This window comes from Saccharothrix sp. NRRL B-16314, from assembly GCF_000716595.1.
Lineage (GTDB): Bacteria > Actinomycetota > Actinomycetes > Mycobacteriales > Pseudonocardiaceae > Actinosynnema.
In genome coordinates this window covers 21,680-35,853 of record NZ_JNXC01000012.1, presented here as the reverse complement: position 1 = coordinate 35,853, position 14,174 = coordinate 21,680, and the positions used below count along the sequence as shown (strand labels likewise).

The following is a 14,174-nucleotide window of genomic DNA, read 5'->3' as shown; positions in this document are numbered from 1 at the left end:
CCTCGTCGGCAGTCCCACGCCGACTACCCGTGTTCGGGCGGCCTACACGCGGTGACGCCCGCGCAGGCCGCAGGTCTCACCGAGGTGCCGACGCGAGGAGTCCGCGTCGCCGTGGCTGAGCAGCAGGAACCGCCGGCGGTCGTGGATTCGACGAGGCCCGCACGGTACGACGGGCCAGCGTCTCCCGCGGAACCCGATGAACCCCGATGAACCCAAGCCCGGCATTCATGTTGGATACAGCGTGCGACCGGCGCGAGCACCCGCGCCCGTGACGCCGGCCGGAAGGAGATCGGGTGAACGAGTCCTCGCCCTCGGCGCTCGGGACGCCCCGTCTCCAGCTCAGCCTGATCGCGGCCGTCCAGGTGCTGGGCCTGGCGACCTGGTTCTCGGCCTCGGCGGTCGTGCCGTCACTGCAAGCGGAATGGCGGATCAGCCTCACCGCGGCCGTGTGGCTGACCGTCTCGACGCAGCTCGGGTTCGTCGTCGGTGCGGTCGCCTCCGCCGCCCTGAACCTCGCCGACCGGATGCCGGCTCACGCCCTGCTCGCCCTCAGCGCCACCGGTGCGGCGGGGTTCACCCTCGCGTTCGCCTGGCTCGCCGACGGCCTCGCCCTCGCGGTGCCGCTGCGCTTCGCAACAGGCGTCTTCCTCGCAGGCGTGTACCCGGTCGGCATGAAGCTCATGGCGTCGTGGGCCCCTCGCGAGAGCCGCGGACGTTCGCTGGGCGTGCTGATCGGCGCACTCACGCTCGGATCGGCCCTGCCGCACATCATCGGCACGATCGACTGGAACTGGCGCCTCCTCATGACCGCCGCGGCGTCGACGACCGTCATCGCGGCGCTGCTGTCCGCGACCCTCGTGCGAAGCGGCCCGTACCTCACCAAGGCCGCGTTCATCCCCGACCCCGCGTACGTCGTGAAGATGTTCCGCGAACGACGGCCGAGGCTCATCAACTTCGGCTACCTCGGGCACATGTGGGAGCTGTACGCCCTCTGGACCTGGCTGCCGCTGTTCGGCGCCATCGCGGTGCGCGAGAGCAACCTCGGCGGCCGGACGACGAGCATCGCGACGTTCCTGGCGATCGGTGTCGCGGGGGTCGCCGGATGCCTCATCGGCGGGTGGGCCGCCGACCGGCTCGGACGATCCCGGACCGCCACCGCCGCGCTCGCCGTCAGCGGGACGTGCTGCCTGCTCTCGCCGTTGGCCTTCGTGGCCGGCCCCGCCGTTCTATTCGTCTTCGCGATGGTGTGGGGTGCGTCGGTGATCGCCGACTCCGGCGTGTTCTCCACGATGCTCAGTGAAGTCGTCGACGGGCCGCACGCAGGGACCGCGCTGACCGCCCAAACCGCCTCGGGCTTCCTGCTGACGACCGTCAGCATCCAGATCGTCCCGGTCCTCGCCTCCCTGGTCACCTGGCAGTTCGCGCTCGTCGTGCTCGCCGCCGGACCGATCGCGGGGGTCGCCGCGCTGTCCCGCTACAAGACAGCGGGCGCCCCGGGAACTGCGTAGGCGGGCGCGCAGCGCTGTGCGGGTCCGCCATGACCTCTCGAAGGATCACCCCCGCACCTTGCCCATCCTGGTGATGGCCTCCGTGAGGACGGCCTGCGACGTGGCGAAGTTCAACCGGACGTGACCGGCTCCGCCGGAGCCGAAGACGTGCCCGGAGCTGAGCGCCACGCGCGCCTGGTCGAGGAACGCACGCGCCGGACCGGCGAGCTCGGTGACGATGCCGGGGCCGTCCTCGCCACCGGGTTCGTCCAGCCCGAGCAAGCGGCAGTCGAGCCAGGCCAGGTACGTGCCTTCCGGCGGCGTGCAGCGGACGAGGGGCAGGTGCTCGGCCACGAGCTGCCCGAGCAGGTCGCGGTTCGCGGAGAGACCGGCCAGGAGCGCGTCGAGCCACGCCTCGCCCTCGTTGAACGCGGCGGTGTGCGCGAGCACGCCGAGGTGGCTGGGGCCGTGGCTGACCTCCTCGGGCATCCGTGCGAGGTCGTCCGCTGCCGCCGAGCCGGCGATCACGAGCGCCGCCTTCAGCCCGGCGAGGTTCCACGCCTTCGAAGCCGACGTCACCGCGAAGGCGTCCTCCGCGCCGTCGACGCTGAGGTACGGGGTGAAGCCCGCTCCGGCGAGGATCAGCGGAGCGTGGATCTCGTCCGAGACGACCCGGACGCCGTGCTCTCGCGCGAGCGCGGCGACGCCCGCCAACTCGCCCGGAGTGTGCACCGCGCCGGTCGGGTTGTGCGGGTTGCTCACCAGGTAGGCCACGCGCTCACCCACCTTGCGGGCCGACGCGAACGCCGTGCCGAGGGCTTCCAGGTCGATCCGCCCCGTCGCACCGAGCCGCGCCTCGACGACGTGGCGGTCGGCGTGCGTGACGAACGCGTAGAACGGCGGGTAGACCGGGGCGTTGACGACCACCGCATCGCCGGGCCGGGTGATCAGCTTGAGGACTTCGACGATGCCGAGCATCACGTCCGGTGCGATCGCCGTGCGCTCGACGTCCAGACCGTCCCAGCTCCAACGACGCCTCGCGAACCCGGCTACCGACTCTGCGTAGGCGCGATCCACCGCCGGGTAGCCGGTGTCACCGCGTGCGACCGCCAGGTTCAGCGCGTCGGCGACCGGTTCGGCGAGCGGTACGTCCATCTCGGCCACCCACAGCGGCAGCACGTCCGGGGGATGCGCGCGCCACTTCATGCTCGTGCGTTGACGCAGCTGCTCGACCGTCAACCGTTCGAGCGGGTTGGAGACACTTGGGTTCGGGTGCGCCATGGTCGTGTTCCCCCTCCGTCGCCTCGACCTTCCCATGCGATCTCCCGTAGGAGCCACGTTGGATTCATCTTGCATCCGAGAAGACTGCGGTCCGCCCACGTCCCGGCGCAGGAGGTACCTGATCGTCTCGCCGCGTGGTCACCCGGTCGCCGCCGGCATCAGACCCTGGTCTGACGCTCCATTCCGGACCGTAGGCCGATCCCAAACCGACCCCCACCCACCAAAGTCATCCCCATGACACCCCACTGCACCTTCCCCGGCCGCCGGCTCACCGCGACCGCGATGGTCTTCGGCCCGGTGCTGCTCCTGGTCGCGGTCCTGCTGCGGTGGCCCTTCCACTACTTCTTCCCCCAGCAGTTGGCCGCCGTCGCCACCCATCCCACCCTGATGACCACCGCGCACACCGCGTTCATCGCCGGGACCGTGCTGCTGGCCCCCGCCGTAGTGGGGTTGACGCACCGAATCGCGAGAACCCGGCCGCTCCTCGCGGCCTGGGGTGCCGGCCTGGTGCTCGTCGGCCTCTTCGAGCGCGTGTTCCACAGCGGAATCGACCAGGCCGCGCACGGTCTGGTGCAACACCGGGGCGTGGAGTCAGCCACCGAGCTGGTCAGCGAGTCGTACCAGAACGTGCACCTGTTCAGCTTCCTGTCGTTCACGATCCTGTCCGGCTGGCTGGTGCTGGCGTTCGCCGCTTACCGAACCGGCGAATTCGGGCCGGTGCGCGCCCTGGGCTTAGCCGCGATGTGCCTACTTCCGTTGGGGGTCCTGAAGGGCACCGAGGTCGCGTCGGTGATCGCCGTCGTCGGCTTATGCGTGGCGTTCGTGCCGGACGGAGTGCGGTCGGCGTTGAGCGGTCCGAGACCAAGCGGCCGATCGGTCCTGATCACCTTCGCCGGCGGCCTCGCGCTGGGCGCATTGGCCTACGTCAGCACACTGGGCTAGGCACCTGTCCTCACACTCTCTTTCCGTGATGAGACACAGGCTGTAAGTGCGCTTTCACTCCGGTCAGTGGCCGGTGGGCCGGCCGAGTCGCCGCGCCTTGGCGAGCAATTGTCAAGAGTTGTGGATCACGCTCTGGCTGGCGGGCAGTTGAGGTTTCGGCACCGTTCGGTCTCAGTGGCCCGGTTTCAGGAACTCCTGGATCCGGGCCAGGGTGTCCGTGGTGCTTGTGTGCACGTGGCCAGACATGCCGAGTGACCTTGCGGCGGCGACGTGTCCGGGGGTGTCGTCGATGAAGAGGGCATCAGCGGGACGGGCGTCGACACTTCGGAGAGCTGCCGCGTAGATGCGGGGGTCGGGCTTCGCGAACCCGATTTCGCAGGACAAGACGACGGCGTCCACCATGTCCAGAAGCCCGGCGGTCGCCATCCTGCCACGCATATGTGGCCAGGCGTTGCTGACGACGGCGATCTTCGCCAAGCCGCGGAGGCGACGCAGGCGCTCCAGGAGGGCACTGTCCCAAGTCTCCCTGGACGCGAGATCATCCCGGATATCGTGGATCAGGTCCGGGCCGAGGCCGAGCCGGTCTCGAACGATGTTCCACCAGGACTCTTCGCTGGTCCGACCGATGAGCACGTGGTCGTCATTTTCGCCGAACAGGGCGTTGAGGAAGCCCTGCGGAGGAATTCCGAGTCGGGTGCCCCACTCGACGGCTGCAGCGGTGAGGTGATCAGGGACCAGGACACCGCCGATGTCGATCAGGATCGCCGGACGATTGGAGGGGACGTGCTCGGCCGGCTCCTCCTGCTGGACGTCATGGAGGTTCATGGGACCTGGGCTCCCGCGGCGAGGTGCCGCCGGTTCCGCACGAGGTGAGGCGTTCAGGGTCGACCTTCCGGGTTCGGCGAGCGGTTGGCACACGGGGCAGCCATGCAGTGCACCAAGCTGCGGGCGCCAGCCAACCCGACCGCGCCGTGGGCGCGTCACCTGAGAGGTCAGTGGACTCCGCTGGCGTGTGTCACGGCCTGCAGGCTGACTGGCTTGAGCGCTCGCGGTGTGCGGATGGCCAACGCTTCCGCCAGCGTGCGGCACGGCCGCAGTTCGCGGTCCAGGCCGCTGATCTCGAAAGGCCGCAGAACGTGGCGGTGGCACGCGACCACGCGCAGCGCCACGCCCGCCGCCTTGGCCGCCACGTGGCCGTGGTGCAGTTCGTTCAGGCCCGCGGCGGCGAAGAACTCGACCTCGGTCAGGTCGACCACCACCGGGGCCGGAGGGGTGGCCAGCGCCAACCCGACTGCGATCTCCCAGTGCAGTTCGCAGACGGTCAACGCGTCCACCTCGCCGGCCACCCGTACGACGACGGCGTAGCCGTGCACTTGCCGCTCTACCCTGAAGGGGTGTTCGAATCGCTCTGCAATCACTGCCCGCAGCCTCCTCGAGGTCGAAGAAGCAGTGGCTGCCGGCTCAACCCGCTGCGACTCGAACGGTACCCGCCTCCTCGGGAATCCGCAGTTCACGACCTTGCAGCCGCCCCGCTCATAACTCGACGGCGGTGGCCAAAGAGTCGAAGTGGGCCTTCTGTGACGGGTAGTAGTCGTCGAAGGACGGCAGGGGTTTCCCGGCACGGGACGCGAGCAGCATGTCCAGGTAGTACTCCCACCCGGGACCGACCTCGCCGATGCCTTCCTCGGTGTCCAGGTGGTGCACCAAACGCAGCTCGGTGACTCCGTCCACTTCGGACAGCAGCAGCTCCATCCGCCACGAGCCGGCCTCGTCGGCCATGGACAGCGCCAGCCGCCGGGGCGGGTCGCACGCCTCGATGCTCACTTCGGCCCACGGTTCCCCCTCCTCGAACACCATCTGCACCTTCACCGTCCGGCCAGGCCGACCGTCGCCCTCCCAGGGGCCGAACCACCGGGCGGTGCGCTCCGGCTCGGTCAGGCTCGCCCAGACATCGTCGGCGAGCGCGCGGAACGTCCTGGTGAGCACCAGGTCGCTGCCGGTGTCGGTGCGGAACAGCCGACCGGTGGGGATGGGGGTCATGCCGTGTTCTCCTTCGGTTCAGGGGGTCGGCGTTCCCGCCGGGTGCGGTAGACCTCGGTTTCGAGGGCGTCGAGGTGGTGCTCCCAGCCCGAAGGCCGGTCCTCCGGCCGGTCGGACTGCTCGAACAAGGCGAGCCACTGCGCCAACGGCGTCAGGCGGGAGGCGTCGAGCGCGTAGAACCGCTGCCGGCCCACCGTCTCGTCGCGCACCAGCCCGCTCTCCCGCAGCACGCGCAGGTGCCTGCTCACCGCGGGCCGGCTGATCGCGAACCGCTCGGCGATGGTCCCGGCCGACAGCCGCGCTCCGTCACGCAGCATCTCCAGGATCTCCCGCCGCACCGGGTCGGCGATCGCAGCCGCCACCTCGTCCACACCGGGAAGCGTAACCACTGGGTTACAGGTTGGCAATGCCCTCGCGTTCGGCGATCCCCTCCAGGAACGCGGTCAGCGCGCGCCGGTACGGCTCGACGGTGGTCAGGTCCGCGTACTCGTCCTCCCCGTGCTGCCCGTCCCCGCCGACGCCGAAGATCACCGCGTCGATCCCCCGCTCGAAGTAGAACCGCGAGTCGGCCGCCCCGTGCTTGCGCAGCAGCTCACCCGAGTAGCCCTGGGCACGCGCGGCGCGTTGCAGTGCGAGCACGTCGTCGCCGTCCGGATCGGCCCGGTGCGGCGGTTCGGCGTGGTCGACCGACGCCGTGACACCGGGCGGGCAGAGGGCGGTGAGGTGGGCGGCGATCTCGTCGCGCGTGCGGCCGGTGAAGTCGGTGTCCTGCGGCGGGAAGCGGATGTCCAGCCACGCGGTCGCGTCGGCGGGCACCTGGTTGAGCGCCTGGTTCCCGGACGAGACGCGGGCGACGTTGACCGTGGTCCGCCACGCCTCCCCCGTCACCGGCGGGTACGCCGCGAGCACGCCGTCCACCGCCCGCATCAGCTTGAGCAGCGCGTTGTCGCCCAGCCACGGGTACGCGCCGTGCGCGGCACGTCCGACCGCGTGCAGCCGTGCGGCGATCAGGCCTTTCGACTCGGTCACGACCCGCAGCCCGCTGTGCTCCCCGATCACCACGAACGACCCGGTCACGCCCTGCTCCAACTGGTGCAGGGTGCCGTGGCGCCCACCGACCTCCTCGTCGGTGACGAGCTGGAGCCCGATCGGGTACGGCAGCCGCGCAGCCGTGTCGCGGAACACGAAGGCCAGCACCAGCGCGGACAGCTTCATGTCTTGCGTGCCGCGACCGATCAGCCGGTCGCCGCGACGACGCGGCCGGAACTGGTCGTCGGTGCCCGGCACCACGTCCAGGTGGGCGTTGAAGATCACCCGGAAGTGCGGTCGACGACCACCCCGGTAGACGAGTGCGCTCGGCTTGCCGCCCGCCTCGAACCGTTCCACGGTGAAGCCCGGTCCGACGGCGTCCAGCACGAGGTCCAACGCCCGGCGCAGCTCGTCGGGCCGGTCGGCGGTCGAGCGGATGGCGAGCAGCCGCTCGACCAGGTGCCCTTGGTCCATCCCGCCATCGTGCCCGCACCGGACCGCACGTGTGGCCGGGCGGGAACTGGATACCCCGTGACCATGGACGTGGAGCCGAACCGCCCGTCGAACGAGGACCTGCGCCGGTTCGCCCTTGACCGGCTGGCCGAGGACGAGGAACGGCTGGAACAGGGGCACGCGCCGCTCCTGGACGAGGCCGAGCGCCGCGGCCGGCTGCGGATACTGCGGTCCGACGACGGCCGCGAGCTGCTGCTCGTGCCCGGCTCGGCGCACGCGCAGGACGAGCGGGTGGCCGTGCCGTTCGAGGAGAAGGCGCGGTGGCTGCGCGAGGAGGTCGAGCGCACGGACGACCGGTCGGTCCTGGAAATGGTCGCCGCCGCCTACGACACGCACCACGGCTGGCAGGAGGAGTGGCGCACGTGACCCTGCCCCGCCAACCGGACGACGACCTGCCACCACCGGCACCGCCGCGCAGCGCGTTGACCCTGAGGCTGTGGCTGGCCGGGTTCGGCGTCGTCTTCAACGCGGTGGCGGCGTGGCTGTGCGTGCGGGCGGGCTTGACGTGGCTCGCAGTGCTGCTCGTGGTGATCGTGGTCGTGCTGATCGTCGACTTCGCCTGGGTCGTGCACCGCAAGCGCCGCGGCGACCCGGGTTGACACCGGCAGGTCCCCCGTCGCACCCGGCGATCATGTGCTGACCGACCGTTTCGGATTGTTCCCGGACCGACCGCGAAAGGTAGCGTTCCGCGCGCCGCACCTGGCCGTCACCGTGGGGGATCCGCAATGTCGTCGCGAACAACGCTGCCCGTCGTCGCCTTGGGCGGTCTGTTGCTCTTGGGCGGCTGTGCCGGGGCGTTGACGCCTCCCGAGAAGTCCACGCCGTCGTCCACGTCCGCCACCACGATCTCGGCGGACCCGGCGGCGCTCGGCGAGTTCACCGCCATCCCCCGCACCAACATCCTCCTGCGCGTGCCGGACGGCATGGTGGTCGACGAGAAGCTCTCCGGTCTCGGCGAGCCGGGCACCCGCAACACGATCGTCGTGACGAACATGCCGGTGGGCGACGAGACGCCCCAGGACGCGATGAACCAGATGATCGACGGCTTCACCGGCCCGAAGGCCGCCGCGGTGGGACTGGAACTGGGCGAGGTCCGGCGGCTGACGATCGCCGGCCGCCCGGCCGTCGTGACGGCCGGTGTCCAGCGCCAGTCCGGCCAGACCTACGTCAAGGCGATCGCCGTGCTGGCCTCGGACGACGTCGTCGTGATGATCAGCGGCACGGCGGAGGAGAACGGGTCGCTCTCCGCCGACGACATGCTGGGGGTGCTGACCAGCGCCCGGTGGAGCGCCGAGACCGCCGGCGGCGACCGGGGCTTCGACCTCACTCCGGCCGCCGGGTACGAGACCAAGGACGCCGTGGGCGGGGCGATCCTGTTCACCCTCGGCGGAGCGTCCGGCACGGGTGCGCCCAAGCTGCTCGCCGCGCCGTCCCTGGGACAGGCCGAGGTCGCCGAAGACCGCCGCCGCTCGTTCGCCGTCACGCGGTTCGAGGGCCTGCCGGCCAAGCCGTCGGTGGAGTCGACCACCGCGGTGGAGATCGACGGTCTGCCCGGCTTCGAGCTGACCGGCCGCGGCAGCCGCGCCGGTGAGACCGCGTACGCCGCGATCCTGTTCACCGACGACGGCTACTTCGTCATCGCCGGCGACTTCGACCCCGCCGCCCACCCCGACCAGCTCCCGGCGTTCCAGGAGATGGCGCGCTCGCTGGTGGTGTTCTGACCCGCGGTGCCGTGACGGCCGCGTGCACGCGTCCCGGTGGTCGACCCCGGCGAAGCGGTGTTCACTCCCGACTGGTGAACACCGCGCACGCGGCCTCACGCATGTCCGGGTCGTCGTGCCGACGAAGCCCGCGCAGCAGCTCACGCCACGCCTCGGGCCACCCAGCGTGATCACCGGCCGGGATCGCGATCCCCAGCGCCAACGCCGCCGCACCTGAACCGACCAGCGCGTTCGCCACGTCGAGCAACCGCGACGGGGACGAACGCCGCATGACGTCCGGGAGCACGGCGATCAGCTCCTCGGTGGCCTGCCACGCCAACGCCGGCCGCACCGCCAGGCGGGCCACCTCACCCAACCCGTCGAGGTCCGCGCCTTCCTCCTCCCACGGGACGGCGACCACGGCGAGGGTCACCGCCCACGACCGGTAACCGGCCGCGACGAAGTCGGGGATCAACGCCCGCGCCGCCGCACGCGAGTGCTCCGAGCTCCGGGTGCCGGACAGCTCGCCGACGAGCGCGGCGATCCGTTGCCGCGCGGGCAGGTCCCGGTCCTCCACCGCGTCGAACTCGCCGTCCGCGGCGACCAGCGCGGCGACCGCGTCACGCAGCGGCGTCACGTCGGCCGTGGTGGCGGACAGTCGCACCAACGCCGTCAGCGCGGGCCGCCACGTGGCCGTGCCGACGAGGTCGACCACGCGCTCGACCAGCGCGTCCGCGCCACCGCTCGACCAGCGGATCCAGTGCTGCGACGCGGTCAGCCCCAGCCGCGCCGTGTCCGGGTCGGCCGAGCCCGCGATCATCCCGACCAGCTCCGCGTACCGGGCCCGGTGCCGGCGCGCCACCACGTCCGGCCCCAGTTCGAGCACCGCCCCCGCGACCGCCGGCTCGTCCGCGACGGCACGGCCCAGCAGGTCCCACGCGGCTTCGTCGTCCAGGAACCAGCGGGTCGCGGACACCAACGCGCGCCGCACGTCCCGGTGGGCGTTCTCCCACGCCCCCGTCAACGCCACGACCGCACCCGGCGTGCGGTGCTGCGCGATCAGCCGCGCGGCCTCCTTGCGGGCTGTCACCTTCTGCCCTTGCAGCACGGGTGCGAGCAGCGCGCCGAGCCGTTCGGGCGTGGTGAACCGGGCGCAGCGGCTCAACGCGTACACGGCGACCCGCGCACGGTCGGTGCCGACGTGGGCGAGGAGGTCCGGCAGCACGTCACCGGGTTCGTCGGTCCACGCCAACGCGGCCAGCGCCGCCTCCACCACCTGCACTTCACGGTCCTCGAGGACCCTGCGCAGCACGTCGGCCGTGCCCGGCACCCGCCCGAGCGAACGCGCGGCGGACGCCCGTTCGAACACGTGGCTGCTGCGGGACGTGCAGATCGCCGTCAGCTCGTCGGCGAACGCCGTGACCTGGCGCGGCAGCCACCGGTCGAAGCAGCCCGAGAACGGCGGCACGTACCGCACGCCGCGCTTGAGGAACCGGCCGTGCAGCGACCGGCCGATCACCCGGTCCAGCAAGTCCGTGCGGCGCAACGAGATCGCCTGCTGCACCGCGTGCAACGTGATGGTGGACCGGTCGTCGGCGAACACGCGTTCCACCCGCTCGTCCCGCTGTGCCGACGGCGCCAGCCACAGCTCCACCGCGCGCCGCACCACGCCGTCGTCCTTGGCCGACCGCGCCTGGCCGAGCAGCTCCTGCAACGGAGCCATGTGCCACGCCCGCCGGCGGAGGCCACTGGCGAGGGCGAGCAGCACCTCGAACCGGCCACGCCGGGCGTCCGTGGTGATCCGCGGTCGCAGCGCCTCGAACACCTGGTGCTCGGCACCGCGCGGCAGCCGGTCCAACCCGTTCAGGTTGATCCACGCCATGTGCCTGCCGAGGTGCTCCAACCCGGTCAGCCCGGCCTCGACCAGCTCGGGACGCCGGGACATGGCGCCCTCGTGGATCAACGCGTCGGCCAGGCCGCGCACCGCGTGCTGGGTCTGCCACGAGCAGTCGCGGGCCTGGGCCGCGTCCACCATCAGCTTGACGAGCGCGTCGGCCTCGTCTGGGCGGAACAGCCACCCCGGGATCGCGCCGAGCGCGGTGATCGCGACGGACCGCACCGGGTCCTGCTCGTTGGCGAGCCTGGTCAGGCCCGCGATCACACCGCCGACGACCTCCGGGTCGCGGGTGGCGGCGGCAGCGGCCAGGTACAGCGGGTACGCCTCGGCGCGTTCGTCGGCGGTCGCGCGGCGGGTCGCGGCGAGCAGGGTGTCACGGGCGTCCGCCCAGGCCAGCCGTGCGGTGACGGCCAGTCGGCGCGACGGGTCGTCCGCGACCTGGCGCAGGGCCAGCAGCCGGCGGGCGACGGCGGGCCGTGCGGCGGACGGCAGTTCGTCCACGGCGTCGAGCGGCGCGTCCGGTCGGTCGCCGAACGCGCCGGTGAACACCGCCGCCCGTCGTGACGGCGCGATGGCGTGCAGGAGCCGGGCCGGGGACGGGCCGTCGGGCACACGGGCGAGGGCGATCAGCTGCTCGTCACCGGTCACGGCCAGCGCCCGCCACAGGGACTGCCGCGCGGGCAGTTGCCCGGTGCGGCGCGGGTCTGCCAGCATCCGCGCGACCCGCTCGGGGGCGTGCCGGGCCAGGCTGCCGATCACCCGGTGGATCTGCCACGGCAGCGGCACGTGCGGCACGAGTCGTTCGAGCAGGTCCAGCACCCGGTCCGGTTCGCTGACCGCGGCGCCCGCCACGGCGCCACCGAACCGCCGCCACACGTCCGGCCACCACACCGGGGCGACCGCCGCCAGCTCCGCGGTCACGAAGTCGAGCAGGACCGCCGGGTGGCTGCGACCCAGCGCACCCCAGTTGGTGATCGCGTGCTCCAGGTCGGGCAGCGCCGCGGCGACGACGGCCGACGAACACACCGGCAGCAGGCTCGCGGCCTCGTGGGCGCCGAACGTCTCGCGCACCACCGGCAGCAGCCGCTCGGCCAGCGCACCGCGCTGACGGCGGCGAACCGTGCCGTAGAGGACCTGGCGCAACGCGGTCGGCAGGTGCGGCAGCCGGGCGAGGAACACCTCGGCGGGCAGGTCCAACCGGATCGCCGCGCCGATCGCCTGGCGGACCACCGAAGTCTGCTCCGCGGACAGGCACTGCTCGATGTACTCGCGGTGGCGCGCCACGTACGCCAGGTGCAACGCCACCCGCCGTTCGAACTCGCCCCGGCCGTGGAGGTCGCGCAGCAACGCGTCCAGCTCCGGGGTGCCGGTCAGCTCGCGCGCCCTCTGGGCGAGCAGGCGTTGACGGGCTCCGTACGGGAGCAGGTCGATGGCCTTCAACAGGTGTCGGGCGGTGGTCACGCCGGGATTCTGTCCAACCCCCGGGACGCCCGCCACCGGATTCGAAGAAGTTGTCCTAAATGGTTTGACCGCGACCTCCGCCGATGTGCACCATGGTCGCACACCGAGCCGGGGAGGGACCATGACGAACACCTGTCGACGCTGTCCCGGCAGTCCGGGCTCCCCCGCCGTGACCTGTTGAAAGGTCCGGTCAAGGGAGCCGCCCGTCGGGAAACCGACCAGGGCGGCTTTCTTTTTCAGCGCACCCCGTAAACGAGTCGAGCGCGGGCCGCCGGCAATTATCGGCACCCGCGCGAGAATCGCCCGCACGACCACGCCCCCATAGCTCAGCAGGACAGAGCACGCCGCTACGAACGGCGAGGCCCCAGGTTCGACTCCTGGTGGGGGCGCCGCTGGAACCGGCACCACCGCTGCTCACCGGAAACGACCGGGCGGGTGGCGGTCGGTGGTTCCAGACCAGCAACGCCCCGCAGGGGGCGCCCGACCCACGTCACGACGGTCGTGAGGCGGCCTGCAAAGCCGTCGATTCCGGGTTCGACTCCCGGGTGGGTCTCCACCTCGCAAGAATGCCGCGCACCGAATTCCCGGTCGCCCGGAATGGACCTTCCGCCGCCCTTGTGCGCCACATATGTGAACCGGTTCGGCGAATAGCGCGGCCACATATGTGAACCTCGGGCCCAGCCTGCCATCGGCCGTTGACACGCCCGAAACTTGCGCTACGGTGCGAAAGGGAAGGCGCTTTCCCGATAACCCCTGCACTCACCCTCATACGGGAGAGGAATTCCCCATGCCCACACCTGTCGGGAACAGGCGCGCCCTGCCGAAAGTCGTCACCGCCGCCGCCGTGCTCGCCACGACCCTGGTCGTGCTCCCCGCCGCCACGCCCGCGCTGGCAGCGACCACCGCGGACGGGTTCGCCTCGGTCACCGCCCTCGGTCAGCAAGGCACCACCGGCGGAGCGGGCGGCGCCGTCGTCACCGCCACCACCACCGCGCAGTTCCTGGACTACATCGCCCGCCCCGAACCACTGGTCGTGCAGGTCAAGGGCACGATCACCCTGCCGACCGGCACCACGGACGGCATGCACCGGGTCGCCTCGGACAAGACCGTCATCGGCCTCGGCACCGACGCCCGCCTCACCGGCGGCGGCCTCACCATCGGCCTGCCGGTCGACGACCGCGTCACCACTCCCCCGGCGAACGCCGTGCACAACATCATCATCCGCAACCTCGCGCTGACCGGCGCCACCGACGACCTGATCAACGTCCAGATGTTCAGCCACCACATCTGGATCGACCACAACGACTTCTCCAACGGCGACGACGGCGCGGTCGACATCAAACGCGGCTCGGATTTCGTCACCGTCTCCTGGAACAGGTTCCACGACCACGACAAGACGCTGCTCCTCGGCCACGACGACGACAACGGCGCGCAGGACATCGGCCGGTTGCGCGTGACCTACCACCACAACTACTTCGACGGCTCCGACCAGCGCAACCCGCGCGTCCGGTTCGGCGAGTCGGTGCACGTCTACAACAACTACTACCGCGACAACAGCTACGGCGTCGCCTCGGCCATGAACGCGGGCGTGGTGCTGGAGGGCAACTACTTCTTCAGCGTGAACAACCCCGGCCGGGTCGACTTCAGCGGCGACCTCGGCCGGATGGTCTCCCGCGACAACATCCTCGTGGAGTGCAACCACGAGGTCGAGGTGCGCGGCTCCGTCGTCGAGCCCCGCACGTACTACGCCTACGCCCTCGACCGGGCCGCCGACGTCCCCGCGATCGTGCCCGCCGGTGCGGGCACCGGTCGCGTCTAGAGGAG

At 71.4% G+C, this 14,174-nt stretch carries 13 protein-coding genes and 2 tRNA genes; 8 read left to right on the top strand and 7 right to left on the bottom strand.

Translation table 11 applies throughout. The features are described 5' to 3' along the window. Window positions 1-293: 293 nt before the first annotated feature. Window positions 294-1,508 carry an MFS transporter gene (locus OQ02_RS18870; RefSeq protein ID WP_051772510.1) on the top strand — a complete coding sequence of 405 codons (1,215 nt, stop codon included), beginning with the start codon at window positions 294-296 and terminating at the stop codon, window positions 1,506-1,508. Between the two features lie 45 nt (window positions 1,509-1,553). Here the strand turns inward: OQ02_RS18870 and OQ02_RS18865 are convergent, their stop codons facing one another. Next, the gene (locus OQ02_RS18865; protein ID WP_033439799.1) at window positions 1,554-2,768 is read right to left on the bottom strand and encodes a MalY/PatB family protein; all 1,215 of its coding nucleotides are present in this window, start codon (window positions 2,766-2,768) and stop codon (window positions 1,554-1,556) included. A 234-nt stretch (window positions 2,769-3,002) separates the two neighbouring features. Here OQ02_RS18865 and OQ02_RS18860 point away from each other — a divergent pair, with 234 nt between their 5' ends. Further along, window positions 3,003-3,710 carry a hypothetical protein gene (locus OQ02_RS18860; RefSeq protein WP_033439798.1) on the top strand — a complete coding sequence of 236 codons (708 nt, stop codon included), beginning with the start codon at window positions 3,003-3,005 and terminating at the stop codon, window positions 3,708-3,710. Window positions 3,711-3,881: 171 nt separating this feature from the next. On the opposite strand, the gene OQ02_RS18855 is transcribed toward OQ02_RS18860, so the two are convergent. From OQ02_RS18855 to OQ02_RS18835, 5 genes are all read right to left on the bottom strand, one after another. After that, window positions 3,882-4,535: an HAD-IA family hydrolase gene (locus tag OQ02_RS18855; protein WP_051772509.1), complete on the bottom strand. Its 654-nt coding sequence runs from the start codon at window positions 4,533-4,535 to the stop codon at window positions 3,882-3,884. A gap of 167 nt (window positions 4,536-4,702) precedes the next feature. Next, on the bottom strand, window positions 4,703-5,083 hold the full coding sequence (locus tag OQ02_RS44850) for an STAS domain-containing protein (RefSeq protein WP_051772508.1): 381 nt from the start codon (window positions 5,081-5,083) through the stop codon (window positions 4,703-4,705). Window positions 5,084-5,243: 160 nt separating this feature from the next. Next, window positions 5,244-5,750 carry an SRPBCC family protein gene (locus OQ02_RS18845; protein ID WP_033439797.1) on the bottom strand — a complete coding sequence of 169 codons (507 nt, stop codon included), beginning with the start codon at window positions 5,748-5,750 and terminating at the stop codon, window positions 5,244-5,246. Then, window positions 5,747-6,121: a metalloregulator ArsR/SmtB family transcription factor gene (locus OQ02_RS18840; protein ID WP_033439796.1), complete on the bottom strand. Its 375-nt coding sequence runs from the start codon at window positions 6,119-6,121 to the stop codon at window positions 5,747-5,749. The genes OQ02_RS18845 and OQ02_RS18840 overlap by 4 nt, the downstream gene beginning before the upstream one ends. A 22-nt stretch (window positions 6,122-6,143) precedes the next feature. Continuing rightward, window positions 6,144-7,253 carry a M20 family metallopeptidase gene (locus OQ02_RS18835; RefSeq protein ID WP_033439795.1) on the bottom strand — a complete coding sequence of 370 codons (1,110 nt, stop codon included), beginning with the start codon at window positions 7,251-7,253 and terminating at the stop codon, window positions 6,144-6,146. A 63-nt stretch (window positions 7,254-7,316) separates the two neighbouring features. Here OQ02_RS18835 and OQ02_RS18830 point away from each other — a divergent pair, with 63 nt between their 5' ends. The 3 genes from OQ02_RS18830 (at window position 7,317) to OQ02_RS18820 (ending at window position 9,013) form a co-directional block, all read left to right on the top strand. After that, complete coding sequence (locus OQ02_RS18830) at window positions 7,317-7,658, top strand: hypothetical protein (RefSeq protein ID WP_051772550.1); 342 nt, start codon at window positions 7,317-7,319, stop codon at window positions 7,656-7,658. Further along, window positions 7,655-7,891, top strand: coding sequence for a DUF6343 family protein (locus OQ02_RS18825; RefSeq protein ID WP_156077135.1), 237 nt, complete (start codon window positions 7,655-7,657; stop codon window positions 7,889-7,891). The genes OQ02_RS18830 and OQ02_RS18825 overlap by 4 nt, the downstream gene beginning before the upstream one ends. A 126-nt stretch (window positions 7,892-8,017) precedes the next feature. Next, window positions 8,018-9,013 carry a hypothetical protein gene (locus OQ02_RS18820; RefSeq protein ID WP_156077134.1) on the top strand — a complete coding sequence of 332 codons (996 nt, stop codon included), beginning with the start codon at window positions 8,018-8,020 and terminating at the stop codon, window positions 9,011-9,013. 61 nt (window positions 9,014-9,074) lie between these two features. Here OQ02_RS18820 and OQ02_RS18815 read toward each other — a convergent pair whose 3' ends face one another. Further along, the gene (locus OQ02_RS18815) at window positions 9,075-12,350 is read right to left on the bottom strand and encodes a hypothetical protein (protein WP_051772506.1); all 3,276 of its coding nucleotides are present in this window, start codon (window positions 12,348-12,350) and stop codon (window positions 9,075-9,077) included. 315 nt (window positions 12,351-12,665) lie between these two features. Here OQ02_RS18815 and OQ02_RS18810 point away from each other — a divergent pair. The 3 genes from OQ02_RS18810 (at window position 12,666) to OQ02_RS18805 (ending at window position 14,169) form a co-directional block, all read left to right on the top strand. Then, a tRNA-Arg gene (locus OQ02_RS18810) sits at window positions 12,666-12,739 on the top strand. A gap of 93 nt (window positions 12,740-12,832) precedes the next feature. Then, window positions 12,833-12,906 (top strand) — tRNA-Cys (locus tag OQ02_RS43870). A gap of 231 nt (window positions 12,907-13,137) precedes the next feature. After that, window positions 13,138-14,169: a pectate lyase family protein gene (locus OQ02_RS18805; RefSeq protein WP_033439793.1), complete on the top strand. Its 1,032-nt coding sequence runs from the start codon at window positions 13,138-13,140 to the stop codon at window positions 14,167-14,169. The last annotated feature ends 5 nt before the right edge of the window (window positions 14,170-14,174 follow it).

Bases quoted from the DNA above. Each gene is read 5' to 3' on its own strand.
- OQ02_RS18865 (WP_033439799.1), bottom strand. From the start codon at position 2,768: ATGGCGCACCCGAACCCAAGTGTCTCCAACCCGCTCGAACGGTTGACG.
- OQ02_RS18860 (WP_033439798.1), top strand. From the start codon at position 3,003: ATGACACCCCACTGCACCTTCCCCGGCCGCCGGCTCACCGCGACCGCG.
- OQ02_RS18855 (WP_051772509.1), bottom strand. From the start codon at position 4,535: ATGAACCTCCATGACGTCCAGCAGGAGGAGCCGGCCGAGCACGTCCCC.
- OQ02_RS18845 (WP_033439797.1), bottom strand. From the start codon at position 5,750: ATGACCCCCATCCCCACCGGTCGGCTGTTCCGCACCGACACCGGCAGC.
- OQ02_RS18835 (WP_033439795.1), bottom strand. From the start codon at position 7,253: ATGGACCAAGGGCACCTGGTCGAGCGGCTGCTCGCCATCCGCTCGACC.
- OQ02_RS18830 (WP_051772550.1), top strand. From the start codon at position 7,317: ATGGACGTGGAGCCGAACCGCCCGTCGAACGAGGACCTGCGCCGGTTC.
- OQ02_RS18820 (WP_156077134.1), top strand. From the start codon at position 8,018: ATGTCGTCGCGAACAACGCTGCCCGTCGTCGCCTTGGGCGGTCTGTTG.
- OQ02_RS18805 (WP_033439793.1), top strand. From the start codon at position 13,138: ATGCCCACACCTGTCGGGAACAGGCGCGCCCTGCCGAAAGTCGTCACC.